Raw genomic sequence first — 24,893 nt, 5'->3', positions numbered from 1 at the left:
ATCTAACCTCCTCAACACTAAGAGTGTTGTAAATTGTAAATGTGTAGTGCAATATAACCAATTTCTGATTCAGGAAGTTGAATATTAAACTCTTGATCAAGCATTAATGCAAGATCTTCAGAGATTTCATAGGCTTCACAATACCGTTCACGTAGAATATCAATCAATGGATTCGTAAGGGTTACATTATCTTCTGAACGTTTAAATGCAAATTTGAGGTGTGTAATTAAACGTGCTTTTCCCACACTATTTTGAGTGAATTCTTCTGGAATACGATTGTTGATAAAGTCGACGGATGCAGTAATCACCTGAGCATAAAAGGCGCTGTTTGAAACCTTACCTTGATGCATGGCAGCATGTAAATGGAGAATTACCGAGCCAACCTCAGAATGAGGGAGTTCTACATCCAATTCGGCATTGATCATTTCAACCATATGTTTTGAAATATCATAAAGCTCAGAATACATAAGATAGTATTCCTCGGTGAAGAAGTTGCTCATCTTAACGCGATTATGATAACGATAAATCGCAAAATTAATATGATCGAGTAATGAGATATGAATCGATTCATCAAATTTATAATTAAGGGTTTTTTCCGCATAAGCAATTGCCGCTTCCGTAACGAGCAATACGTGATCATCCGTGTTCATAACGATCTTTTCATACTGACTCATTTTATCTAAATCTTGAATACGGTAAAAACTTGTGACAGATTCCTCATCGATGACCGCTTTGCTCTTAGCGTCAAAGCCGATGCCCTTACCAATCAAGATATAGTCATACTTATCAAGTTGGGCAAAGACAATATTATGGGTGAATGCTCGAACTACTTTGAACTGATTCTTCATACGTTCATCTCCTTCTTCCTGGATTACACTAGAGCTCCTGCAACAAAAAAAACAACTATCCTCGCTGAAAACAAGAGCTCACGAAAAAAATTTCGAGTCGCTAATGCCTATATGCGAAATATAGTTGCACGCATATGGATTATAGCCGAAATCCCTTACAAAATCAACGAGTTTGTAAAATATATTTAAAATTTCACATTGTTGAAAATCATTACCGGAATATCTTCCATTTCTATACATATATTAAATTAATTATCATTTTTTATCAAATTTATCACCAAGATATCACAACGCGCCGTTTTGCCACGCGGTTTAATTATTTCAAATTAAGCGTATAATAGAAATATAAGTAAAAAAGGAGTATCTATGATTACGATTAAATCAAAACGCGAAATTGACGGTATGTATCAATCCGGTCAATTACTCGCATCCATTCATGAGGCTTTACGAGACTTTATTAAAGCAGGAATATCAACACATGATATCGACCAATTTGTACAAAAAATGATTGAGGACAACGGTGGCGTTGCTGCCCAAATCGGTTATGAAGGTTATAAATACGCAACATGTTGTAGTGTAAATGACGAAATGTGTCACGGCTTTCCTACCCATAAAAAATTGAAAGATGGCGATCTCGTTAAGGTAGACTTTTGTGTTGATCTTAATGGATTTCTTTCCGATTCATGTTGGGCATACTGTGTTGGAAATAATCCAAGTCCAGAAGTAAAACAATTAATGGAAGTTACTGAAAAAGCACTTTACATCGGCATCGAACAAGCCCAAGTTGGCAATCGTGTTGGTGATATCGGTGCAGCCATGGATGAATACATCACACAATTCGGTTATAAGATGTCATTGGATTTTTCAGGACACGGGCTGGGTCCTACCATTCACGAAGAGCCCATGGTTCCTTTTGTCGGTGTTTACGGAACAGGTGCTAAGCTCAAAGAAGGCATGGTGATTACGGTAGAACCGATTGTTAATGAGAGCACACCTTATGCGAAATTAGACGATAACGGCTGGACTGCCCGTACCAATAACGGATGTCTTAGCTGTCAATATGAACATACTTTCGCCATTACGAAAGATGGTCCCTTCATTACAACCAAACAAAAATAAAACGTTCCGGCATCAGCCCGAACGTTTTTTTATGCATCTGTGTATTTTAATTTACGTCCACAATATTCACAAGGAATGGTTTCATGTTGGATTACTTCATTTGAAGCACCACACCCAGGACAGCGAATCATCTTCGACTGGACGCGCGCTTTATAATTTGAGACAAATAAACCTTCAATCATTTTTGAATCACGATTAACACTCATATCTTGAAGATAACCTTTTCGTACAAGTTGATCTAAATCTTGTAAAGTCTCTTGATATGTTTGATCCATTGATCGCGCAAGGGTATCAATCGAAAAAATTCCTTTTTTAAAGATAAGTTGATTGTATGCGAGATATCGTTCTAAGTTTAAGTTTGATTTGGTTGCGGAATAAACCATCGCCAAGCCACCAAACATAAATGCAACACCAAGAATCATTCCACTGTAATCATATCGGTATGCATCTTGCACTTCCGTGACCAATCCGAAAAGTCCAAAGAAAAACAGCACAACACCCCACACTAAACGTCCTGTTTTGCGTTGATAAAGTCTTGTTTTGGGGTTAATAGTTATTTTTTTAAATTGCATAGTCTATTTCATTTCCAAGCGATCAGCTTTATGCTTAACAATTAAAAGTAAGATGATAAGAAGTGCATGAATCACAATTTGACCAATTAAAAGGGTTTGGTCTGCTTGATGAATAAGAAATGCTACGATAAGTGTATAACTGATTGATAAGAGCGCATAGAGTGCTGTGATGGTCGTGACACTGCTTTTTAAGAATGTTGACTTCATCGTACCCACAAACCCGGTGATTAAAAAGAAAACAACCTCAGTAGTTAAAATCCAGATAAACGATATCTCGGTAATCATCCCACTGAGATATCCAATCAAAATCGTCGCAAGCACGGTAATTAATCCGATGATATTATAGTTTTTATTCATGGTCATCAACCTTCTTTCCACATGATCCACAGAATTTCGCATTATTTGTTAACAGTGCGTCACATGATGGACATTGTTTTTGGAGTTGGATTCCGCACTCATGGCAAAATTTTTGCGAAGCATCCTTGAGGTCTGCATGACATCCAGGACATTGTTTTTCTTCATGATTAAGCATTTCGGAACATGTCCCACAAAACTTATCCGAGTCCATGACTTTCGCACCACAATGAGGACACGACGTATCCACATCAACACTTAGCGTGCCCATGGTTTCACTCATCGTTTTACCAAGACCTGCGCCAAGACCTAGTCCCATTCCAGCACCCATAACACTACCCAAACTTCCTTCATTTTGCGCAGCACCTACCAATGTATCGAAAGAGCGCTCCTGTTTGTAGTCGTATCCAACAATATCCATCTCAGCACGTTTTGAAAGTGCTTCTTTAAGACGCATAACCGCAGCATCAGTATCTGGAACACTGATATCCGCAATATAGAAATTTAAGAGTTCAATTCCATATTCAGAAAATGTTGGCTGCATTTGTTCTTTAACGTATTCTGAAAGTTCTTTAAGATATGCATTCAACTCCAGCACGGTAATACGTTTTTCCACAAGGTAGGTAGAAATTGCATCTTTCACATGCGTGTTATAAAACCCTCTAAAATAGTTAATAATTTCATCACGACCTAAACTTTTTAACGTTCCAACAAGCTTTATGAGAAATGCCTTTGGATCGTTGACCGTAATTCCAAATTGACCGTATGCGCTTAAAGGCACGTAGATCCCATACTTAGGATCTTGAATTTGAATGGGTGATGTTGTTCCCCACTTAATATCAAGTGTATGTGCTTTATTAACAAACCATACTTCAGCCTTGAATGGCGATTTCTTACCAAAAGGTAGGTTGACGATTTTATTTAGAAGCGGAATGTTTGCGGTATCTAAGGTATGTCTTCCTGCTTCAAAAACATCATAGGCAACGCCCTCTCTATATAAAACTGCCGCCTGTGATTCATTCACAATAAGTTGTGTAAATGTTGTGAGTTCATCGCCTGGATATTTCCAAGCGAAGATATCTTGATTTCCTTCATATTTAACGATATCAATTAATGCCATAATAAGCCTCCTATTTTTCTAGTGTAAAGGTTCCCGTTAATAAGGTGCGATTACTCTCTGATACAACGGTGAATTCGAGTTGATCCCCGCTATTGATTTTCATGACAGAATTGCTGTGTTCTTCCAATTCATACAAAACTTCTTTCGGTTCATTTGGATTAATGAAGCTTCGACTTGATGCTGGATAATTCGAACGTTTACGCCCTGTATTGACCGATTCAAGTGCCGTTTGTAAATCAGTCACCTGGATTGGTCGGGTACCGTGATTTTCAAATCGGACCCGATACACCATAGACCGTTGCACCCCTTTTTCCGCGTAGCGTCTTCCTTCACGGTAGGATGGTTTGTATTCAGCATTAATAAAATCGATACGTTCCAACGTTGCGGATAAAAGTCCGTCCTCAGATTTAAACGTAACATCGGGTAAATATTGCTCAGTTACCACACCATGACCATTCGCTGAACGCAGCATGTTTGTCGGTAATGCAGCTGATGTATCATAGATTTTCGCAACTTCTGTTTCAGCAATCGGAAGATCCAATTGACGATAACTTTCAAACAAGCGATCATCCGATAAGTCATCTTCAAAATCGATTTCAGGCGACTCCACTTTAATGCCGCCATCCATAAAGAGATTGGCATAATGAGTCGGACTCAACGCAACCAAGAGATCTCCTGCTTGGGACGATTCGGGTTGTATCGTAATTTGCCCGCCCGTTGCAGATGCACTGGTCCAATTTAAATTTGGGTAACTGGCATCGGTTTTAATCGCGGTAAGATAATCCCGTTCAAAATTGAAATTTTGAAAATTCTTCACCACAATTGGTTCTTGTTGGTGATTTTCCATAACTACATGGATAATCAAATACCGTTTTGTTTTTGGCGTTCGTGATGCAGTTCCAATCTGAATTGCTTGTTCAAGTTCAACAAGTTCATATCCTTGAAAAACAACATCAACTTTATTGGCATTATAGGTGTAGGGTTTTTCCAGTTTGAAAAGTGATTGCGAGACTGGAGCACCCAATGACTCAAAATAAGTATATGTATCGGTAAAGTCATAGGATCCCGTGATGGTTTCATAGTTTTGCACATTGGTATAACGGGCTGAACGCATTTGCGCTGGGCGATTTTCCCATCCCAACCATGTTACCGTCATCAATCCCACCAGAATGAGCAGAGCCAGCACTTTATAATCTTTAATCCGTTTTTTTAATTGTTTACAATTCAATGCATCCACCCCTTTTTTATCTTAATTTTAGGAGTTCCCAACGAATTTCATGGTGCAATGTTATAAAACATTAATATTATGTTCTAAACGTCAAAAAAAAAGACAGTTTATACTGTCTTTTTATGATTTTCAATAATTTCTAAAATGGTATTAAGATAATGTTCATCATAATCTACTTGATAATCTGCATAAGGTGCAAGGCGTTCATTAAAGTTGATCATAATTCCGGGATTGGCATGATCGAGCATCTCTATATCATTGATATCATTTCCCATCGCAAAATAATCTTCGATGCCAAGACGTTTTAAGGCATCATATTTCGATGTTTTAAATGCCAGTATATCTAAAGTTCCTGTCGATTCATGACGGTAAAATGAAACCGGTAGATCACTTAGACGATCGTGAACACGATTCATATCTTCAGCCTCTAAAACGATTAATTTCATAACCCCATCTAATGATTCAAACGGTACATTGTCGCCAAGATTCCCTCGATTAACATACTGCATTAATTCATGGGAGCCATCTCCGTTATAACTAAAGTTCCATCTGCCATCTGCTAAATAGATCACAGATTCATCTTCTAAAACGTCCATAATCGATTTTAAAAGATCCGCTTCAAAAAGACATACGTCCACAATTTGGTCATTTTGAGAAATGATTGAACCATTTCCACCAATTAACGTATAGTTACGATAGCGATCTTTTAGAACCGGTAACATATCACGAATGGGTCTTGCGGAAGCAAACATTACGTGATGACCTGCTTCTTCAAGCGTTTCTAAAAGTTGAACCCCTTCTTCACTTAAATTCATATAATCAAAACAAATTGTTCCATCGATATCAAAAACACAATTCATAATCTTCCTCATAGTTTTCTATCTGTTTAAAAGTAATCTGAAAAATATACACGGTCGGACACTACAATACGTTTAAGATTTCGTAATGCACGTTGCGAACCCACTATGCGTCCAAGTCGTGATAAATACGATACGGATTTATATCCCATTAATAATGTAGTAAGGGCTCCAATATCCAATCGAATTTCAGGACCTACCGCTTCATTACTAATCAGAATATTCTCTTCATCATCCCAGTTGATACCAAAAATTCGATGATTCCATGGCGCTGCCTGATCTTCGACGATAAAATGAAACGGTTCGCAGATGTCTGCGAAGGGATAGTTACGTAGAAACCCTTCCACATCCACAATCCGAGCCATGTAGTAGGGCTGAATCGTTTCAACAATATCGCTGTCTTCAAGATAAAATGCAATGGGTTCTCCAGAATAGTTTTTTCCACTCACCGATTCAATCATTGAAAAGTGAGCGGCAATAAAATTCCAAATTCCTTTGCGCGCATCTTGATTAATAAAGATCATCTCTTTAATATTGAAGACTTCATCGGAAATCCAATAAAAACAGAGACCAGTAGGTTCCTCATCTGCATTATAATAAACTGCGGCAAAACGATCTTCTTCATTTTCCCATCGCCAGTATTCTTCCCAAGCTAAACGATCACGAATCATCGCACCGTGATTATTACGAGCAAATTGATCATAAACACGATAGACATCCTCATCATCAATTTCTAATCGTTCAACATGTCCTTTTACAGGAACTGTTTTGGGTAATTGGCTGTCTTTAAGAGTAAATGTCATTTGATCTGAAATAATCTCCCAGCCCTTATGCCGGTAAAACGGGATACTATAAGGATACAAATAGGAGATATATTGTTTGTTTTCACGCATGGATTCTAATGCTTTTTGAATTAACTCACGCACTAAGCCCATATTGGCATACTCAGGATACGTACCAACACCGGTAATGCCTCCCATTTGATACAAGGTCCCATGGACATTAACTTCACAGGGATAGATTGCGATTTGAGACACCAACTCATCTTGATTGTACCAACCAAAAACATCAGCTTGACTTAGAATTGGACGTTTAGCACGTACAATTTCTTCTTCGTCTTCATACCCTGAACTGATTATTTCTTCCCCAGTAACTTGAAATACATACCGCAACAATTCATTAAACTGATCAATATCCTCAACGGTTACGGGTTTAAGTTTTAGTTTTCTGTGCGTAGAATGCTTACTCATTCTTTCACCTCTTTGTTTTTATTATAATTAAAAATAAGTCACTTTACAATTGGTTCAAAATTTGAGTATTATTTACAAACTCAAAAATCCGTGAATCTTCACTACACACGAGTTTTGAAACACTTAAGTTTTCAGGACTGCGATTTAACCAAACACCTTCTGCATATAATTTAAAAAGTTGTGCACACACTGCACCGTGACATACGAGCATGACGTTCTCATAACCTTGTTTACGTGCATCTTCTAATGCATCATCAAGACCTGCCACAATACGATTTTCGAACTCAGCGGATGATTCAGCACCACAGTTATCAAATTGATGGATCCAATCGAGTCGATCAATCATATTAACTTCTTTTTGTAAGTGTTCAAAGTTTTCATATCCGCGATGTTTTGCGATTTTATTCCACAACTCCACAACAGGAACACCTTCAAAATGTCCAAAAAAGAATTCGCGGAAACGGCGGTCTGCTTGCATCGGTAAAGCATGTCCATAACCTTCGAGGATGCAGTCACGTGTTTGGTATACACGTCCACTATCACTTGAATAGAGTGCATCAAAATCTATTGTTTTTAAGTTTTTTCCTAATTGACGTGCAAGTACTTCACTTTCTTCAAGTAAAGGGGTATCACTCCACCCTTGCATGCGGTCATAATTATTAAAAATTGTTTTTCCATGTCTAATAACATATACATTAATTGGTTTACTCATATTTACCTCCAACAACCATACTGTGATAGTATAGCAGTTTCTAAACATTCCTGCTTTGAGATACCCCCGAAAAAAAAGTGCACAAGGCACTTTAAACAGTTATTGATAAGCATGTTGCTGTTCCAGAAATGTGGATATCCTTTGTATTGGCCTCAAGGAAGAGTGTTTCTCCTGGTAGAAGGGATAGTTTCTGTTCTTGATGAATCACATCCATCGACCCCTCTAATACGACCCACGCTTCAAAACTCTCCGGACCTACGACATACTCGAAAGCACCCGATAGATTCATTTTTGAAGTTTGAAAGTAGGGACATGATACAAGGCATTGTTTTTGATAATTATTATGGACTTCAAGGTCGCCTTGGGGTTTGAAGTTGGTATCCAGTGGTTTTAAGTTTGAAACATCTAAAGCTTGTTTTAGATGTAGTGGACGAAGATTACCGTAGACATCCTTTCGGTTATAATCATAAACACGGTAGGTTGTATTGGAATTCTGTTGGATTTCACAGATAACAATTCCTGCGCCAATGGCATGAATGGTTCCTGCTTCCACAAAGATTACATCACCCTTTTTAACAGGTACACGGTTTAAAACATCAAGTACCGTATTCGCTTCAATTGCTTGGGCAAAATGATCGCGACTCATTAAATGTTTGGTACCATAATAGATTGCGGAATCAGGATCTGCTTCAACAATATACCACATTTCTGTTTTACCATATTCCCCTTCATGTTTGAGTCCGTATTCATCATTAGGATGCACTTGAATGGATAGGTCCTCTTTCGCATCGATAAACTTAACCAAGATAGGAAAAAAATTAAAATCCTGTGCATGTGTACCCAAGATTTGGGTTCCATAATATTTGATGTATTCCGCAAGTGTTTTTCCTGAGTCTACACCACTTACTACATAGCTCGGACCATCTGGATGGGTCGATACTTCCCAACTTTCTGCCACAATATCTAAATCTGTTTGTTTTTGATACATTTCTTTTAAGCGTGTCCCACCCCAAAGATAATCTTTAAATGCAGGACTTAGTTTAATTACAGCCATATTAACCTCCCTTAAGGTTGGTCACGTGTTGTGGCCAACCACAACACTTATGAAAGTGAATTAAACACGAGTAAAGCCCCACCAAGAAGACCATTGTCATCCCCCAGTTTTGCTTTCTCAATTCGAATGTTTTCTTTTTGAACATCGTATACTTTTTCTTTAACACGGTGCGTCACATCCTCAACATACCCATCGATGTTTAATGCCACACCGCCGCCTAATACAATAAGATCCGGATCAATCATCCCAACCATGCCGGCAAGGGCATTCGCCAGGTATTCTTTACTTTCATCAAGAATCCGTTGAGCATCAAGATTTCCTTTTGTCGCATAAGCCACCACATCACCTGCATGTTCTACCTCAAGGCCTAAAGCCTTGGCACGTGCAACCAGTGCAGTTCCACTGCACATTGATTCTAAACTTCCAGGCATCAATGGTTTTAATTGATGTCCCCCAGGAACAAGAATCATGTTCGCAATTTCTTGCGCAAATCCATGGGCACCTTGAAATATTTTTTGGTTGATTACCAAACCGCCCCCCACACCGGTACTAATCGTCAAAAACTGAACGATTTCAAAGCCTTGTCCCGCGCCTTGACACGCTTCCGCAAGCCCAGCAAGATTCGCATCATTTTCAACATAGACAGGACATTTAAAAATGGACTCCGCATTTTGTTTTAATGGAAAACCATGCCATCCTGTAAGATTGGGTGGGGTCAATACAATCCCTTTTTTGAGATCAAGTGGACCCGGACATGACATGCCTACACCCAGGATGGGTGTATCGAATGCCACTACAACTTCATAAATTTTTTCGAGATTCGCCTTAGGATCTTGAGTGTCCGTTGGAAACATTGTGCGCGTAATGATGGTTCCCATCTCATCGATTAGGGCTACGCGTGTATTGGTGCCCCCTATATCTACACTTACGGCATACTTCATGATTTTCCCCCTCCACATTGACTTAAATGTGATGCAACCGCGCCAATCAGATTCGCATCATTATGATATGCACAAGCCTTTAGGTTAATGTTTACGTCTTCAAGTTGCGCTTGTTTTAAAAGACTTGTAATGCGATGATTGAGTTCAGAAATTAATTCTGGATGTTTCGAAACGCCACCTCCTAAAACAATGCATTCGGGATCGAGCGTGAATTGAAGATTATAAAGCCCTAAGGCAAGAGCGTCATAAAATTTATGCACTTCCTCTAGAGCAATTGGATCACGTTCCGCTCGTTGAAACACTTCCGCTCCCGATACCGAATCGAGTGCCAGACCACTGCGAAGGCAATAGCGTTCTGCCATGTGAACGGCAGTACCGGCCATACTCCATGTCGTTTCCCCATCAAAAATCATGCAGCCAAATTCACCTGCAAAGCGCTGTGTTCCGCGTTGCAGCACTCCATCAACAATAACTGCACCCCCAATACCCGTACCAATCACGACAAAGAGGATATTGTTTAGATCTTTCGCAACACCACGCCAACTTTCCGCCAGCGCCGCGCAATTCGCATCATTTTCAATGCTTACCGGAAGACCAAATAGCGATTCCATCTCCGTTACAATCTCAAAGTTATGAATGTAGTCAATCGCACTTAAACCACCGATAACGCCTTTTTCGATATCAACACTACCCGGTGTAGAGATCGCTATCCCTGCCACTTTATGTTGGTAAGGTTTAAACCGCTCTAACATCTCAATTTTCAGATGTTCCCACGTTGTTGGGGTTTTAAATGCGCCATGTTCCCTTAAGGCTTCTCCATCCCAAAGCGCATATTTTACAGACGTTCCGCCCCAATCAAAGACAAAGTATTTCATTCATTCGCCCCCCTTTTGATGGTGTTCAATAACATCGCGCATCCAAAAACTGCTTTGTTTTGGATAGCGTTTTTGTGTTTTTAAATCAACACGATAGAATCCATAGCGATTTCGATATCCATTAAGCCAAGACCAACAGTCCACAAAGGTCCACAAATGGTATCCAAAACAATTAGCACCATCCGCAATCGCCTGTTCCAAAACACTTAGGTGATCGTAGATAAACTCAATGCGATAATCATCTTGAATCGTTCCGTTTTCATCGACAAACCGCATCTCATCCGCAACTCCCATGCCATTTTCAGATAAATACCAAGGGATATTGTGGTAATCTTCTTTAATAAGTGTTGCGATATCCGTGAGCGCTTCTGGATAGATTTCCCAGCCACGATAAGGATTCATTCTCCGTTTTGGCCAAGTATAAGGAATGTAGAGATCTTTTGGATCTTGCGCTGGATATGTTGCTTTTACAGGTGCTTGAACACGACGTGGTTGATAATAGTTCACACCGATAAAATCAAGCTTCACCTTTGAAATAATTTCAAGATCATCATCGTTTGTATCCGGGATTAGATCGTGTTCACGCAGTAAATCCAGCAATGGTTCAGAAAACCTTCCAAGTACCATGCCATCAAGAAAACTTTTCGTATTCAGTAAATCCGCCGCTTCTTGTGCTTTCCGATCGGCAATGTGATCACTTTTACCATAGACCGGCGTTAGGTTGAGGATGGTGCCAAGTTTTAAATTTGGATTAACCATCCGCATTGCCTGAATGGCTTTGGCGTGAGCTAAGATAGTTTGATATCCTGCATGAATCGCTTTTTTAAAATCATGAATTGCAGGATAGTGATATCCATAGAGGTAACTGCACTCCACATGAACAATCGGTTCGTTAAATGTTGTCCAATAGGTCACCAAATCCCCAAATGTTTCAACACAAACCTGTGCATAATAAGCAAATGCATCACTTACTCCTTCATACTCCCATCCCCCTTTTTCCATCAACCACCAAGGCATATCGAAGTGGAAAAGATTGATAACCGGTTCAATCCCACCTTCTCGCATTGCCTTAAAATAGTCGCGATAAAATGTGACTGCCTTTGGATTCAAGGTGTTTCCATCGGGTAAAAGACGGGTCCATGCAATTGAAGTACGATATGAATTCAGTTTCATTGCTTGCATGCGTTTAACATCATCACGATAGTGATGGTAAACATCACTGGTTACATTTGGACCCATCGCTTGATCAAAGCGCTCCGGTTCTAATGTGTGCCACATATCCCATGTGCTGGGGCTTTTGCCATCGATTTGCGCAGCCCCTTCTGTTTGTGGCGCGGACGCAGCAGCTCCGAACCAAAAGTCTTTCGGTAAGTTAATTTTATCGGTCGGTTTCATGAGCATCCTCCTCTTTAAAGCGAAGGGTCACAATTTCTGCTGGTTTGATAATCCCATCAAAATGTCCTTTATCGCGTTCTAAGACATCGGATTTGATAACAGTGTACTGATTGAAAGATACCTCCAAAGAATCACCGGCATCCGATTCCATATTGTATAAACGCAGGATTGGATCTTCACCATGCTCGTTACGTTTTAAAGCCGTCATCCACATATGTTGGCTTGTAACGTTTAGATATGTCTGAGTCGGTGCAAGGTTTCCTTTGTGATGGTTACATTGCTTCACTTGGAATCCAACATGTTTTGCTTTAACGGCTTGATATGTTTGAACACGATCACCCTTTCCATGACATGCAAGATAGAGGGTCATTTGATGGTCTCCTAAACATTGTGCTTCCGGTGTTGGGAAATATCCCCAATCCCCCATTTCTCCGACACTTCGAAGTAACGTTACAGCCATCGTGTCATTATTGATAATTTCATATTCATTCAAGCCAATATTCCCAACAACCACACCCTGATCTTGAGTGTAAAGCCCGCAGAAAGCTTGTTGGTGTTGTGGGTTCGAAGGGTTTTCCCATGATTTACTTACCGCATTCGGACGGGTTACGACTTCATAAATACTTTCAGCTTGATGATGACTGGTCTTAAACCCAACATCAAAACACGCACGTAGACGGTGATCTTTCATTTCGTTTGTAAATCGTGTCTCGATTTTTAATACCGGACTGTTTGCTTCGAGCGTAAATTCTGTCGTCAGGGTGAGCGGTGCTGTCTCAAGGCTTCGTTGAGCCGTACGCTGACGCATTTCGGTAACAGAAATTTGTTCATACAATAACGTTTCATCTGCGCTTACGGGAATCTCAAGATTTTGAGTCATCGCGATACGTTGAATCAGTGGACTACGCTCCAGTACCTCAACGTGCGCTTGAACATGGCGACTGGTTCGTGTTTGGTCCCCGTAAGGCTGTTTAAAGATGTACTCATTCCCAATATCCCCCGCATCATCGTAATAAAACACATCTAAATAGGATTTGTGATTCACTTTGTCATAAACATCCACCGTTCCGTTTTCATGTATGGTCACTTTCAAATGGTGATTTTCAAGCGTATTGCTTTCGACAGGTTTCTCAATGTGCTCAGGCTCATGTTCCCCTTCAACAAGTGCGAAGCTCTTCCAACTGAGCGCAGGCAATTCACACGACATTCTCACCTTAATGCGTTTGGACATATAAGGTACACGGAATCCATCTTTGGGTAAGTCGTAATCAAACTGCACCCAAGTATCTAAAATTTCTGCTTGAACCGTATTTCCTTGTTCATCTTGAACACAAAGAGGTGGTAAAACACGTGCTTCGAGTTGCTTATAAAGGTGGTCGGGTTGTTCGCGGTTGAAATTTAAACGTTCCCATTCCAATGTGACGGTTACAGTTTCATGGCGTTTGACACCAAGTGTATTGAAAATTGTGAAGGGACGACTGGCCTTTGGAAACATCGACGTATCCATTTGTTTTTCCAAATGATCTAATGCAAGATCTCTAACATACAATCCCACTTCCTCCGCATTTTCAAAACGGGTCATCATTTGTCGGTGTACCGCATCGACTGAGCAACCACAAATGCTATCATGAGGGTGATTTTGCATCAGAGTTTTCCACGCATAACGAAGCATGTCATGTGGGTAATCTGCCTTCATTGCCATCGTAGCTAAAGGTTCTGCCACAAGTTCAAGAAGGTTTTGGACTTCGGTGTTTTTTTGTTTTAAATAAACACGTGCAGATGATGTATTCGCAAGTGTATACCAACCATCTGTTTCTTGACTTGTCAGTTCCCCTTTAACCCGACCTAAGTCATCTGGTAATTCTGCCATCACCGCTTCGAGATAATCATCGAAATTACTATGAATAAACTCATAGTCGGGATACAGTTCACGAGCAGTACGAATGGCTTTTGTTACATCTTTTTGAACCGGCTGATGATCAACCCCATTCATCATGAGTAAATGACGTGTAGATGCGTATTTCTCAACATCCGCAAGTTTTTGATCCCAAAAGGCCTGAGCAGCCTCTTTTTCAACAGGAATTTCATTTCCGTTGCTATACCAATTCGCAAACAAAATACTGAATATTTCAGTTTTGTCTGCTCCTTCCCACATCAATTCGGAATAATTTGATACATACGTCTCATCCACAACAACATTATTAAATCCAGTCGTTTTTACTCCACGTCCATACGCAACCGCATGAATATCTGCTTGTTTCATCAATTGTGGCGCTTGTCCCATGTTTCCAAATGTATCCGGGAAATAACCCAACATTACTGGTTCTCCCCATTGTTTACTTTCATCAAGTCCTACCAACATATTTCGTGTATTCGCCTCAGCGCTGATTAAAAAATCATCTTGAAGAATATAGAATGGTCCCACTTTTAGTTTCCCAGATTGCGTTGCCTCAAGAACTTCTTGACGTCGATGAGGACGAACCGCTAAATAATCATCAAGTGGAATGGTTTGTCCATCCAGATGAAAACTTTTAAATTCTGGGTCTGTTTTAAATAAATCCAAAAGATCATCAATAAGTTCAACTAAACGCATATGGTGTTGCTCGTAAGGTAAATACCACTCTCGATCCCAATGACTGTGGGATATGATATGTACAATTTTTTTCATCTTTATTGTTCCTTTCCAACACGAATTCCGAAGTAGTCCATAACCAGTTCACAGAACATCATGTTTGCCCAAGAAAACCACTCACGTGTATATTGTGTTGGATCTTCTACATTAAAACTTTCATGCATCATTTTCGTACCACCATCCGTTTTAACAAGCGTATCGATAATTTGCTTTTTCTCTTCGAGAACAGGTGTAGTCAATCCTTCAATTGCCAGTGCAATTGGCCAAATATAACCTTTAGGTGTGTGAGAACTTCCACACCCTGATGCGAAAGTTCCCGATTCGAAATATCGGTTTGATGGACTTAGAATATGATTGCGTGTACGAAGATACATTGGATCATCCCATGCACAGTACCCAAGATAGGGTGCTGCTAATAGTGAAGGAACATTTGGATCATCAATCAGACTCGAATTGCCAAGACCATCCACTTCATAGGCATAAACTGATCCATAATCTGTATCCACAACGCCAAACGATTCAATTCCTTCTTTAATTTCATTACGAAGTTTTTGTGCCCGCTCTACAATTTCCGAGTCCTTTAGAATATCAGAGTATATTTCTTCTATATATTCCAGAACAACCACCGCAAACATATTTGAGGGCACAAGATAGTGATACTCACACGCATCATCACTGGGTCTAAAACCAGACCATGTCATCCCTGTATAAGCTACAGGTGTTCCGCGACCTTCATTTACTAGAGTATCCTCAGGACGATCTGTTGGACGCGTAAACGTATATGGAGATGTTTCATGATTTTGTTCTGTTTCCCATACATCTAAAATTGAACGTACTGCTTGCGTATAAGCTTCACTAAATACCCGAGTATCTTGAGTAGTTTGGTAATAGAGATAGGACAATTGAATCGGGTAACATAAAGAATCGATCTCATATTTACGTTCCCAAATAAACGGTGTCATGTAAGTGTTATCCGTTTGGTGACCTGCTCCATTTTCCGTCTCATTAAATGCATTCGCATACGGTTCATGGTTAATACAGAAAATTTGACGATTGATCAACCCTAGAATCATTTCTTTAATGGACTCATCTTCATTCGCGAGAACTAAATAAGGGCGAATTTGTGCTGTAGAATCGCGAAGCCACATCGCAGGTATATCACCCGTTAAAACAAACGTATCATCTTCTGCAATCCGTTTAACCGTTGTGAGTAATGTATTGGAAAAGACGTTTTCAAATATTTCTCCCCAAGCTTTATGTTCTTCACCACATTGCGTTTGAATTTCGCGAATCAGCTTCTCTACTGATTGCGGTACCGTATTGTAAGTTGTCATAAACCCTCCTAGTTGATATATCATTTTATGATTACTATTTACACAATCATTGTATGATATACCAACATTTAAAATAATGGACAAATTATAGGTTTTTAAGTACGTTTTATTGGATTGATTTAAGCCTTAAACATGCTATAATTTCGATATGATATATCAACTAGATAGAGGTGCGAATCATGACAAAACCCTTATATGAAAAAATAAAAAACGATATCCAACGAGATATCATGAACGGAACCTTATCGGTACACAGTCAATTACCGACAGAACTTGAACTTTCCACCACTTATGGCGTAAGCCGTATTACATCAAAACGAGCCCTAAACGAACTTGAACAAGATGGTTTAATTTATCGCATTCAAGGAAAGGGGAGTTTTGTAGCAGAATCCAATACAAAAAAAACATCCGAAGATGTCTATGATTTATTATTTATGATGCCTTTCCCCGATGCTTCGAATTTTGGTGATTACACGTCCGGAATGCTTCAAGCTCTACAGGGAACGCCTTACCGCTTACAGATTCAACGCTACGATTTAGAAACGCAATACGATGATTTCGCTGGCGTTATCTTTTATCCCATCGACAATCACGATGCACTGGAAGCCGTCTTTACTCTCTATGCACGAAACATCCCGGTAGTAATCTTGGATAAGGAAGTTTCCGGTATGCCAATCACAACCGTGGTTTCAAATAACGATCAAGGTGGTTACGAAGCAACTAAACATCTGATAGAACAAGGTGTAGATGAAGTCTTGTTTGTGACTTCGGAAGATATTGAGAACGTGTCCTCGATTCGTACACGTTACTTCGGTTATTTAAGAGCACTGTCAGAATCATCTGATTACACGCATCAAAATCCAATTTTATGGTCCCCATCTGATCGAACCTTAGATTCAGACTTCTTAGAAAGACTACAATCCAAGCATTGCGGACTTGTGTGTGGCAATGATATTTTAGCTCTAACCTTAATGGCTGAACTCAAACACCTCGGCTTTCTCATTCCTCAAAACTTAAAGATTGTTGGATTCGATAATACACAAGCAAGCGCATATGTTGATCCTCCTCTTACAACCATCGCTCAAAATTTTGAGGAGATAGGACGTGTCGCCATGAATGAGTTACTTTCACGAATTAAAAATCCAAGTCATCCGGTATCCCGTCAAGTCCTTGACGTAAATCTTATAAAGCGAAATTCTACGAATTAAAGGAGACTCTATGAAATCACTTAATATCGATACACGCATTGGTACCAATAATCAACACAGCTTTTCAAGAGGTAATGCTCTACCCTATACAGGTGTACCCTTTGGAATGAATTACTTCGCCCCACAAACTGATGGATCCAAAGGAAGTTGGTGGTTCCACCCGGAAACAGAGACCTTTCAAGGTTTTCGGGTAACGCATCAACCCAGTCCTTGGATGGGGGATTTTTCGTCCATGTTGATCAGTCCCTTCTCTGGAGACCAACGCATCCATTCACTTTATGACATTCAATCCACATATCGCAAACAGGAAGCAATTTTCGAACCACATTATCTAAAACTCTACAGTCCGAGATATCAACTCACAAGTGAATTAACACCTTCAATGTATGGGGCTACTATACGACTACAAGGCTCACAAGCCATTTCTGTAGCATTCAGCGCCATCAACGAGATTGATATTTCTCAAGACGGTCAAAACCTAGTCGGTTGGGTATCGAATCCTTCTGGATGTGAGGACCCAAATCTTAAGATGTATTTTGTATTCACAATGACTCAGCCTGGGACCTTGATTCAAGAAAAGGATTTTTATGTTTTCAAATCCGACGCCAACAACTTACAGATTCACGCTGCTTTTTCCCATCAATCACTCAATCAAGCACACTTGAACCAAACTCGGGAAATTGATAATTTCGACGTCATGTGTGATCACGCCCAAATACTTTGGACACAAAATCTTGATCGGATTACGTTTAATCATCACAACCCTTCGCAAAGTCAAATGTTTCGACACTGTCTCTATCGTGCACACTTATTTCCAATGACTTTTTACGAATACGATGAAAATATGAAACCTTGTCATTATAATACAATGGCAAAACAAACCAAACCGGGTTATATGGTTACCAACAATGGCTTTTGGGACACATATAAAACAGTCTTCCCTCTTATGAGTCTTGTGAATTCTGATCAATATGCATTAAGTCTAAAAGGATTTTTAAACCACGCCAACAATACCGGTTATTTGCCCAAATGGCTTTCTCCCGATGAACGTGGACTCATGCCAGGAACGCTCATAGATGCAGTAATATGTGATGCCATCTTAAAAGGCATTGGAACTGAAGATGCGGATCAACTCCTTGCATTTATGATTCATGCAGCTTCTGAAGAATCATCCAATGCGAATTATGGACGTCGAGCCGTTCGCGACTATCTTAAGTACGGATACGTACCGAATCACTATCACGAAAGTGTCAATCAAACGCTCGATAATGCGTACTCTGACTTTTGTATCGCGCAAGTTGCAACGTATTGCGGAAAACCCGAGCAGGCAGAGACCTATCTCAAACGTTCTTACAATTACCAAAACCTTTTTGATCCACAGACCGGGTTCATGCGACCACGCGATACATCCGGAAACCTCGAAGAACCCTTCAACAACCATCGATGGGGAGGTGCTTATACAGAAGGTTCAGCATGGCAAAACAGTTTTGGCGTTTACCACGACATCCAAGGACTGATCAACCTTTATGGTGGACCCGTCCCATTTACACAAAAGTTAAATGAACTCGTAAATCAAAAACCAACATTCGATGTAGGAAGTTATGGTTTTGAAATACATGAGATGAGTGAAATGGCCGCAATTGATTTTGGGCAAATGGCAATCTCAAACCAACCATCCTTCCATATCCCTTATCTCTACACCTACGCAAATCAAGCAAGTTCAAGTCAGGTTTTATTAAAACAATTAATGACTCACTGTTTTACAGATTGTTTTCCCGGTGATGAAGATAATGGCAGTATGAGTGCTTGGTATATCTTTAGTGCTCTCGGATTCTATCCCGTGTGCCCTGGTAGTTTAGAGTATGTGATTGGAATACCGCTTCTAGATTCTGCGCAAATCCACCTAAGTAATGGTAATACCTTCAATATCACTACCCACAACAATCATCCGCAATGTAATTTTATAAACGAGATTCTGTTCAACGGAATTCCTTATCATGATTGTATCCTGGAGCACGATACAATCATGCGTGGTGGACATCTCGAAATAACACTTGGTATTGTTCCGAATGATGATTGGTTCAATAACATAAAACCATTCTCAAACACAAAAAAGCACATCTAAATGTGCTTTTTCTTTCGCTTATTTGGAGTTAGATATGGTATAGTAAATCCTAGACAAAGGAGCATTAATGATGACATTCACTTCAATCATTAAAAAAATTGCGCCCCTACCCGACTTAGATGTTTTTTTTCAACGTTCGAATCGATAGGAGGACTATTTTTTGAGAAAAAACATCGTAAATTCAGAACCAACATTTTTATTAATAATTATACTATTGGGATTTCCCCAACTTCATGAGGCATTATTTGCGCCATCCTTACAACATGTCATGCAAACATTTTCTGTAAGTCCAAACAGTGCCCAAAATACCATTAGCATTTATTTTCTAGTATTTGCTTGCGGTGTTCTCTTTTGGGGAACCTATTCTGATTCCCACGGACGAAGACCGGCAATGATGTATGGATTGTCCATATATTTAATTGGTGCTTCTTTAGTATTTATAGCATCTAATTTCACTTTATTTGTTATGGGTCGTGCAATTTTAGCCTTTGGAATTGCTACTACTTCAGTTACAACACAAACAATTTTACGTGAAGCATTTTCACCGAATGTGCGCAATCAATTATTTTCAAAAGTATCTGTTGGCTTAGCTTTTGTTCCAGGTTTAGGACCCATACTCGGTGGATTTATTGTGGAACGCTACACCCTATATTCTTTACTCGCACTATTAGTTGTATTAGGACTGAGCATACTTGTTCTCGCTTACAACAAATTACCCGAAACACGTATTCAAGAAGACTTACCGAAAAATAGTGTTCTCAAAGTCTTTTTAAGGTTAGTTAGAACCCCAACAGTTTGGATCTACGGATTCTTTATTGCGGTTATGAACGCGGTAATGTCCTGTTACTATGTGGAAGCGCCTATAATCCTGCAAGCATTTTTCAACCGTTCGCTCACAGAAATTGGAAGTTACAGTGTGTTTTTCGCAATATCTACAATCCTGGGAGCGCTCTTAACTCAAATGCTTTTAAAACACTATAAACCCGAACGCATCATGCTCATTGGTAATATTGTTTTCGGACTCGGTAGTTTAACTATGGTTTTTGCTTCACACAATCCATCTCTTGTGTTTTATATTGCAGGAATGATTGTTGTTAGATTTGGTACAGCCATTTCACTATCCAATGCAATCAGTTTAGCTCTAAATGGCTTCGAAGATGTTTACGGAACCGCAGGTTCCCTATTCAGTCTGGGTTACTACCTATGTATTAGCTTGTTAGTTCGTATTATGGCAAAACTTCATACGGGTAGTATGCTTTTGATGCCACGATACTTTTTAGTACTAGCAAGTACACTAATCATTCTTTCCATTTATACACTTAAGTCCAAAAAATTATAACGTTACAAAAGTAAAGCCTCAATACATTGATGTTGAGGCTTTTTTTATCGTATACGATCTGGTTGTTTCAAATAACGTTCCCGATATTCTTTCGGTGAAATACCGCATTCCTTTTTAAAGTTTTTATAGAAGTATCCGGAACTTGTATAACCCACAAGTTCCGCAATTTCATTAATATTATGATTCGACTTTAAGAGGAGATTTTGGGCCTCTTTAATCCGAAAATGATTTAAGTATTGCGAGAAACTCTTGTTTGTTTCTTTCTTAAAAAGTTGACCAAGGTACATCGCGTTCATATGCAATGTATCCGCAATTGAACTTATGGTAATATCTTTAGCGTAGTCTTTCAAAACAATTTGAAGGACTTTTTGAATATTTGGATTATGTTGTTTTAAGACCTGATCATTGCGTGTCGCCTCTAAAGCATGATGCAAGACTTCGCGAATTTCCGCGATGCTATCACATTTATTTAACTCATGAAGCAAGTCATGATACATCTGTGAACCCACACTTTCATGTTGGCGATAAATATCGGAGAAAATCACAAATCCAATATAACGAACATATTCAGGATCTGCCTCATATTCAAACAGCAGTTTAAACATTGCTCCGATTTCAGATTTAATTAAATGGATATCCCCAATCGATAAGGCATGATGAAATTTTTTAAATGAAATTTCATACATCGATTCATTCTGTTCAAGTTTATTTTTAAGCATCATGCGTTCGGTAATCGGATGGTCTCCGTAGAATCGCGAAACACTTACCAGCGTTTCCGCTTGTTGATAACTGTTTGGTACTTCTTCAAGGGGCACCAACAGTTCCCCCACCGCAAGAATTTGTTTTTGGTGGTCAATATGACTTGAAAGATCTTTTCGAATTGCATCAAACGCAATGCGATTGCCTTCTAAAATCATCACAAGATCGTGATCATCATAAAACGCATAATATTGATTGTGGTCCATAAGACGTTGAATCCATGTTGTTTGTTCCGGTTCTGGAATTTGGGTAATAATCATGCACGTATACAGTGCATTGGCTTGTAATGGTTTATCAACCTGTTTTAGAATACGACGTAAATCCACATTATCAATATCATCATTCACCCATCGTTCAAGCGTATTCTCAAACAGCAGTGTATCCGTATGCGCATGTCGTTTTTCACTATCAAGCTTGGATACTGTTTTTCGTAACGTCTCATTTAACTCATCTTTATTAATGGGTTTAAGTAAAAAGTTCTCCGCCCCAAGACGTATGCCTTCTTTCACATACTCAAACTCTTGATATCCTGATAAGACCACAAAGTTGAAGTTGATATCTTCTTCTTGGGCAGCTTGTACAAATTCAATCCCAGACTGTTCAGGCATGCTTACATCCGTTACCACAATATCCACAGGGTGACTTCTCACAAATTCCAAGGCCTCTTGGCCATTGGAAGCAGTACCTATACATTGAATGCCTAACTCATCCCAATTTATTATTTTCTGTAAACCACTTAAAATCATATACTCATCATCAACCAGTAATACGTTATACATTTTTATCCCCCTCCTCATCGAAGCGCATGGTGACGGTAAAACCTTTAAGATTATTGATGCTGATTGTCATACTGTAATGAGAATCACTAAAGTATGTTTTGAGGCGTTCATGAACATTTAATAACCCCACTGAATTGTGGTCGTTGATGTTAAAGACAGACTCGTCGATCTGTTTCTGAATATGGGCTAAGCGGGTGTTATCCATGCCTTTACCATTATCAGAGACCTCTAATACAATTTGGCTTGCTTCACGATAGGCTGTAACCTTGATCGCATTATCCACCCGGCCAAAATCAATCCCATGAACAAAATAATTTTCAATCAGGGGTTGCATGGTGAATTTCGGCATAATGATTTGTTCCAAACCGGGTTCAATATCAAATTTATACGCTACGCGATTTGGATAACGCATTTGATGCAAATAAACATACTTCTCGCAGAACTCAAGTTCCTTAGCCAAAGTCGTCGTTTTTTCTAAAGATATATTATTACGAAGTAAACTCGCAAAGGTATAAACGACATCTGCCAATTCATCGACCCCTTCACTAACTGCATACATACGTATAAATTCGAGTGTATTATAGAGAAAATGAGGATTGATTTGTGATTGAAGGGCCCGAAGATTGATGTCTTGTTGACGAATCTCGAGTTGGTATATTTCCTCCACATACCGACTGATGCTGTCTAACGTTTCATTAATACCAATAGAAATATCCCGTAATTCATCTTCTTTATCTTCGGTTGGTATGCGGTAGTCAATGGCACCATCTTTGACGCGTCCCATGGACTGCAAGATATCATCAACTTGGTGACTGTATCGACCAAAGGTTCTAAAAAGAAGCCATAATAAAAGCACATCCAAAACAATACTTCCCAAAATAACTGAAGCATATGTTTTAAATGATTTCGCGACAATATCTGCGCGATTGACAGCAACTACTACACGATTTCCATTCTGAAGGGGTACTTCATGTTTAAGATAATGTTGATCAATTAACGTACTGTAATCACGTCCTGTCTCATAGCTTTGACGCAACATCACACCCAAACCTTCATCTTCACGATCAGTATAAGCATATTTAATTTTCCCATTATCGGTCAAAATATAGATTGAACGTGGCACGGAATGATTGATGGAATCAATTTGTGTATTAATGCTTTGTGAATCCGCAATGAGATGGATAATCCCTACAGGATCATACGAATCATAATTGGTTAAGATTCGATGAAACATAAGTTGTTCACCAATATTGGGAACACGCTTTGGTTTATAACCCATTTTCTGTAAGGTATGCGAATAATACAAATCGTTTGAATTATTTAAAGTAATCATAAACCCCTCAATCCCATCATAACGATCGTAGAGTTTCTGAATATCTTTAGGAAAGAAGATAAAGGGGTCTTGTGATAATTGTTGCGTATAATACGTAGGTAGATCCATATAAAAGTAATCTTTCATACTTTGTACATGATCCGCGTCCGTAAACAAATCAAAAACAATTTTACGCAGATCCTGCTCATAACTTTCAATAATTTCCGTCATTTTTTGACTGATTGCTTTATTCTGTAGTACCGCCTCATCGTAGTCTCGTTTTGATGTGACATACCCTACCGTAATCGCGAAAATTGTAATGATGATGATTAAGATAACCGAATAAGACTTAATCAATTTTTTCATTAAACTTGTGTTTTCTGTATTCGCGTTAAAGGATTTCAATCTTTTCATCAACTTCATGAATCCAACCGTTTAGACTCCAATGCATAAGCGCAATATAGATTCCAATACTACCAAAAAGAATTAATCCCTTATATCGATATGTTAGTGCGAGTACACACATCATTAACATAACGATACGAAAGATTTTGAAAAAATTTACGAATACAGAAATAACACTCAGTTTAATAAGGTTATAGAATTCAATCTCAAATGCGGCATTTAAAACCAAACCGTAGATATATGCAATTGATAGGAAAATAAACATTGCAATCAAGACAAAATCTAACACAAAAAATAATGGATGTTTCACTTGCGTTGCAAGGTACACATTATAACCAATCAAGATTTGCGGTACCAAAACAGCATACAGTAACGCATTCCCACGTTTAAAGTGAGTTTTGAAACATGACACAAGATTACGCCATGCATAACCACGATATTCCCAACCGTGTTCATGATACAAATCCATCAAAACAAGAAACGCTGGACCAACACCTAAAATAACACCACCCATTAAGGTGAGTGCCCAAAACATTAAACTCATCTTCATAACGGTATAAACGCGTTCAAAGACGTTTGTTATTGTTGAAGCAACCATAGAAATAGACCCCCTGACATGATAATCATAGCAAAAATCGGGATATCAAACGATACCCCAATTTGTGCTCTTTGTTC

At 39.1% G+C, this 24,893-nt stretch carries 21 protein-coding genes; 4 read left to right on the top strand and 17 right to left on the bottom strand.

Annotation, left to right across the window (positions count from 1 at the left end; genetic code table 11):
• Window positions 1-17: 17 nt before the first annotated feature.
• Window positions 18-848, bottom strand: coding sequence for a PRD domain-containing protein (locus AAG186_RS01350; RefSeq protein WP_200542512.1), 831 nt, complete (start codon window positions 846-848; stop codon window positions 18-20).
• Window positions 849-1,214: 366 nt separating this feature from the next.
• On the opposite strand from AAG186_RS01350, the gene map reads away from it, so the two are divergent.
• Complete coding sequence (gene map, locus AAG186_RS01345) at window positions 1,215-1,967, top strand: type I methionyl aminopeptidase (protein ID WP_125164121.1); 753 nt, start codon at window positions 1,215-1,217, stop codon at window positions 1,965-1,967.
• A 29-nt stretch (window positions 1,968-1,996) separates the two neighbouring features.
• Here the strand turns inward: map and AAG186_RS01340 are convergent, their stop codons facing one another.
• The 13 genes from AAG186_RS01340 to AAG186_RS01280 form a co-directional block, all read right to left on the bottom strand.
• On the bottom strand, window positions 1,997-2,539 hold the full coding sequence (locus tag AAG186_RS01340) for a hypothetical protein (RefSeq protein WP_125164120.1): 543 nt from the start codon (window positions 2,537-2,539) through the stop codon (window positions 1,997-1,999).
• A gap of 3 nt (window positions 2,540-2,542) precedes the next feature.
• On the bottom strand, window positions 2,543-2,896 hold the full coding sequence (locus AAG186_RS01335; protein WP_331836752.1) for a hypothetical protein: 354 nt from the start codon (window positions 2,894-2,896) through the stop codon (window positions 2,543-2,545).
• Window positions 2,889-4,013: an SPFH domain-containing protein gene (locus AAG186_RS01330; RefSeq protein WP_342621863.1), complete on the bottom strand. Its 1,125-nt coding sequence runs from the start codon at window positions 4,011-4,013 to the stop codon at window positions 2,889-2,891. The genes AAG186_RS01335 and AAG186_RS01330 overlap by 8 nt, the downstream gene beginning before the upstream one ends.
• A gap of 10 nt (window positions 4,014-4,023) precedes the next feature.
• Window positions 4,024-5,250 carry a hypothetical protein gene (locus AAG186_RS01325; RefSeq protein WP_200542508.1) on the bottom strand — a complete coding sequence of 409 codons (1,227 nt, stop codon included), beginning with the start codon at window positions 5,248-5,250 and terminating at the stop codon, window positions 4,024-4,026.
• 98 nt (window positions 5,251-5,348) lie between these two features.
• Entirely contained in the window at window positions 5,349-6,101 is a 753-nt protein-coding gene (locus AAG186_RS01320) for an HAD-IIB family hydrolase (protein ID WP_331836748.1), read from the bottom strand.
• A gap of 26 nt (window positions 6,102-6,127) precedes the next feature.
• Window positions 6,128-7,348: a GNAT family N-acetyltransferase gene (locus tag AAG186_RS01315; protein ID WP_254007222.1), complete on the bottom strand. Its 1,221-nt coding sequence runs from the start codon at window positions 7,346-7,348 to the stop codon at window positions 6,128-6,130.
• A gap of 43 nt (window positions 7,349-7,391) precedes the next feature.
• Window positions 7,392-8,060, bottom strand: coding sequence for a histidine phosphatase family protein (locus AAG186_RS01310; RefSeq protein WP_254007221.1), 669 nt, complete (start codon window positions 8,058-8,060; stop codon window positions 7,392-7,394).
• A gap of 91 nt (window positions 8,061-8,151) precedes the next feature.
• Complete coding sequence (locus tag AAG186_RS01305; RefSeq protein ID WP_342621862.1) at window positions 8,152-9,114, bottom strand: type I phosphomannose isomerase catalytic subunit; 963 nt, start codon at window positions 9,112-9,114, stop codon at window positions 8,152-8,154.
• Window positions 9,115-9,161: 47 nt separating this feature from the next.
• Window positions 9,162-10,055, bottom strand: a complete 894-nt coding sequence (locus AAG186_RS01300) for an ROK family protein (RefSeq protein WP_342621861.1) — start codon at window positions 10,053-10,055, stop codon at window positions 9,162-9,164.
• Window positions 10,052-10,930, bottom strand: a complete 879-nt coding sequence (locus AAG186_RS01295; RefSeq protein ID WP_125164112.1) for an ROK family protein — start codon at window positions 10,928-10,930, stop codon at window positions 10,052-10,054. The genes AAG186_RS01300 and AAG186_RS01295 overlap by 4 nt, the downstream gene beginning before the upstream one ends.
• The gene (locus AAG186_RS01290) at window positions 10,931-12,325 is read right to left on the bottom strand and encodes a glycoside hydrolase family 1 protein (RefSeq protein ID WP_342621860.1); all 1,395 of its coding nucleotides are present in this window, start codon (window positions 12,323-12,325) and stop codon (window positions 10,931-10,933) included.
• Window positions 12,309-14,993, bottom strand: coding sequence for an alpha-mannosidase (locus AAG186_RS01285; protein ID WP_342621859.1), 2,685 nt, complete (start codon window positions 14,991-14,993; stop codon window positions 12,309-12,311). Before AAG186_RS01285 ends, AAG186_RS01290 begins: the two co-directional genes overlap by 17 nt.
• 2 nt (window positions 14,994-14,995) lie before the next feature.
• Window positions 14,996-16,291, bottom strand: coding sequence for a glycoside hydrolase family 125 protein (locus tag AAG186_RS01280; RefSeq protein WP_342621858.1), 1,296 nt, complete (start codon window positions 16,289-16,291; stop codon window positions 14,996-14,998).
• A gap of 179 nt (window positions 16,292-16,470) precedes the next feature.
• Here AAG186_RS01280 and AAG186_RS01275 point away from each other — a divergent pair, with 179 nt between their 5' ends.
• The 3 genes from AAG186_RS01275 to AAG186_RS01265 all read left to right on the top strand — a co-directional run bounded on the left by AAG186_RS01275 (window position 16,471) and on the right by AAG186_RS01265 (window position 20,963).
• A complete protein-coding gene (locus AAG186_RS01275) occupies window positions 16,471-17,499 on the top strand; it encodes a LacI family DNA-binding transcriptional regulator (RefSeq protein WP_342621857.1) in 1,029 nt (342 codons plus the stop codon).
• A gap of 10 nt (window positions 17,500-17,509) precedes the next feature.
• Window positions 17,510-19,624: a GH92 family glycosyl hydrolase gene (locus AAG186_RS01270; RefSeq protein ID WP_342621856.1), complete on the top strand. Its 2,115-nt coding sequence runs from the start codon at window positions 17,510-17,512 to the stop codon at window positions 19,622-19,624.
• A gap of 160 nt (window positions 19,625-19,784) precedes the next feature.
• Window positions 19,785-20,963 (top strand): MFS transporter, encoded by a 1,179-nt coding sequence (locus tag AAG186_RS01265; protein ID WP_342621855.1) that lies wholly within the window; start codon window positions 19,785-19,787, stop codon window positions 20,961-20,963.
• Between the two features lie 44 nt (window positions 20,964-21,007).
• Here the strand turns inward: AAG186_RS01265 and AAG186_RS01260 are convergent, their stop codons facing one another.
• Genes AAG186_RS01260 through AAG186_RS01250 form a run of 3 tightly spaced genes read right to left on the bottom strand, consistent with a single transcriptional unit; the run spans window position 21,008 to window position 24,816 of the window.
• Window positions 21,008-22,501, bottom strand: a complete 1,494-nt coding sequence (locus AAG186_RS01260; protein WP_200542446.1) for a response regulator transcription factor — start codon at window positions 22,499-22,501, stop codon at window positions 21,008-21,010.
• The gene (locus tag AAG186_RS01255; protein ID WP_244660360.1) at window positions 22,494-24,179 is read right to left on the bottom strand and encodes a sensor histidine kinase; all 1,686 of its coding nucleotides are present in this window, start codon (window positions 24,177-24,179) and stop codon (window positions 22,494-22,496) included. The genes AAG186_RS01260 and AAG186_RS01255 overlap by 8 nt, the downstream gene beginning before the upstream one ends.
• 25 nt (window positions 24,180-24,204) lie before the next feature.
• A complete protein-coding gene (locus AAG186_RS01250; protein WP_200549157.1) occupies window positions 24,205-24,816 on the bottom strand; it encodes a DUF624 domain-containing protein in 612 nt (203 codons plus the stop codon).
• Between the last annotated feature and the right edge of the window lie 77 nt (window positions 24,817-24,893).

The organism is Erysipelothrix sp. P66 (assembly GCF_038682365.1).
GTDB classification, from domain to species: domain Bacteria; phylum Bacillota_I; class Bacilli_A; order Erysipelotrichales; family Erysipelotrichaceae; genus Erysipelothrix; species Erysipelothrix piscisicarius.
Note: the sequence above shows the minus strand (reverse complement) of the source record. Positions and strands in the feature narration are given on the sequence as shown.

What these genes read in the sequence shown, in the direction of transcription:
- AAG186_RS01285 (WP_342621859.1), bottom strand. Translation starts at nt 14,993, where the DNA reads ATGAAAAAAATTGTACATATCATATCCCACAGTCATTGGGATCGAGAG.
- AAG186_RS01280 (WP_342621858.1), bottom strand. Translation starts at nt 16,291, where the DNA reads ATGACAACTTACAATACGGTACCGCAATCAGTAGAGAAGCTGATTCGC.
- AAG186_RS01290 (WP_342621860.1), bottom strand. Translation starts at nt 12,325, where the DNA reads ATGAAACCGACCGATAAAATTAACTTACCGAAAGACTTTTGGTTCGGA.
- AAG186_RS01270 (WP_342621856.1), top strand. Translation starts at nt 17,510, where the DNA reads ATGAAATCACTTAATATCGATACACGCATTGGTACCAATAATCAACAC.
- AAG186_RS01255 (WP_244660360.1), bottom strand. Translation starts at nt 24,179, where the DNA reads ATGAAAAAATTGATTAAGTCTTATTCGGTTATCTTAATCATCATCATT.
- AAG186_RS01350 (WP_200542512.1), bottom strand. Translation starts at nt 848, where the DNA reads ATGAAGAATCAGTTCAAAGTAGTTCGAGCATTCACCCATAATATTGTC.
- map (WP_125164121.1), top strand. Translation starts at nt 1,215, where the DNA reads ATGATTACGATTAAATCAAAACGCGAAATTGACGGTATGTATCAATCC.
- AAG186_RS01305 (WP_342621862.1), bottom strand. Translation starts at nt 9,114, where the DNA reads ATGGCTGTAATTAAACTAAGTCCTGCATTTAAAGATTATCTTTGGGGT.
- AAG186_RS01275 (WP_342621857.1), top strand. Translation starts at nt 16,471, where the DNA reads ATGACAAAACCCTTATATGAAAAAATAAAAAACGATATCCAACGAGAT.
- AAG186_RS01295 (WP_125164112.1), bottom strand. Translation starts at nt 10,930, where the DNA reads ATGAAATACTTTGTCTTTGATTGGGGCGGAACGTCTGTAAAATATGCG.
- AAG186_RS01320 (WP_331836748.1), bottom strand. Translation starts at nt 6,101, where the DNA reads ATGAATTGTGTTTTTGATATCGATGGAACAATTTGTTTTGATTATATG.
- AAG186_RS01260 (WP_200542446.1), bottom strand. Translation starts at nt 22,501, where the DNA reads ATGTATAACGTATTACTGGTTGATGATGAGTATATGATTTTAAGTGGT.
- AAG186_RS01250 (WP_200549157.1), bottom strand. Translation starts at nt 24,816, where the DNA reads ATGGTTGCTTCAACAATAACAAACGTCTTTGAACGCGTTTATACCGTT.
- AAG186_RS01330 (WP_342621863.1), bottom strand. Translation starts at nt 4,013, where the DNA reads ATGGCATTAATTGATATCGTTAAATATGAAGGAAATCAAGATATCTTC.
- AAG186_RS01315 (WP_254007222.1), bottom strand. Translation starts at nt 7,348, where the DNA reads ATGAGTAAGCATTCTACGCACAGAAAACTAAAACTTAAACCCGTAACC.
- AAG186_RS01340 (WP_125164120.1), bottom strand. Translation starts at nt 2,539, where the DNA reads ATGCAATTTAAAAAAATAACTATTAACCCCAAAACAAGACTTTATCAA.
- AAG186_RS01335 (WP_331836752.1), bottom strand. Translation starts at nt 2,896, where the DNA reads ATGAATAAAAACTATAATATCATCGGATTAATTACCGTGCTTGCGACG.
- AAG186_RS01310 (WP_254007221.1), bottom strand. Translation starts at nt 8,060, where the DNA reads ATGAGTAAACCAATTAATGTATATGTTATTAGACATGGAAAAACAATT.
- AAG186_RS01300 (WP_342621861.1), bottom strand. Translation starts at nt 10,055, where the DNA reads ATGAAGTATGCCGTAAGTGTAGATATAGGGGGCACCAATACACGCGTA.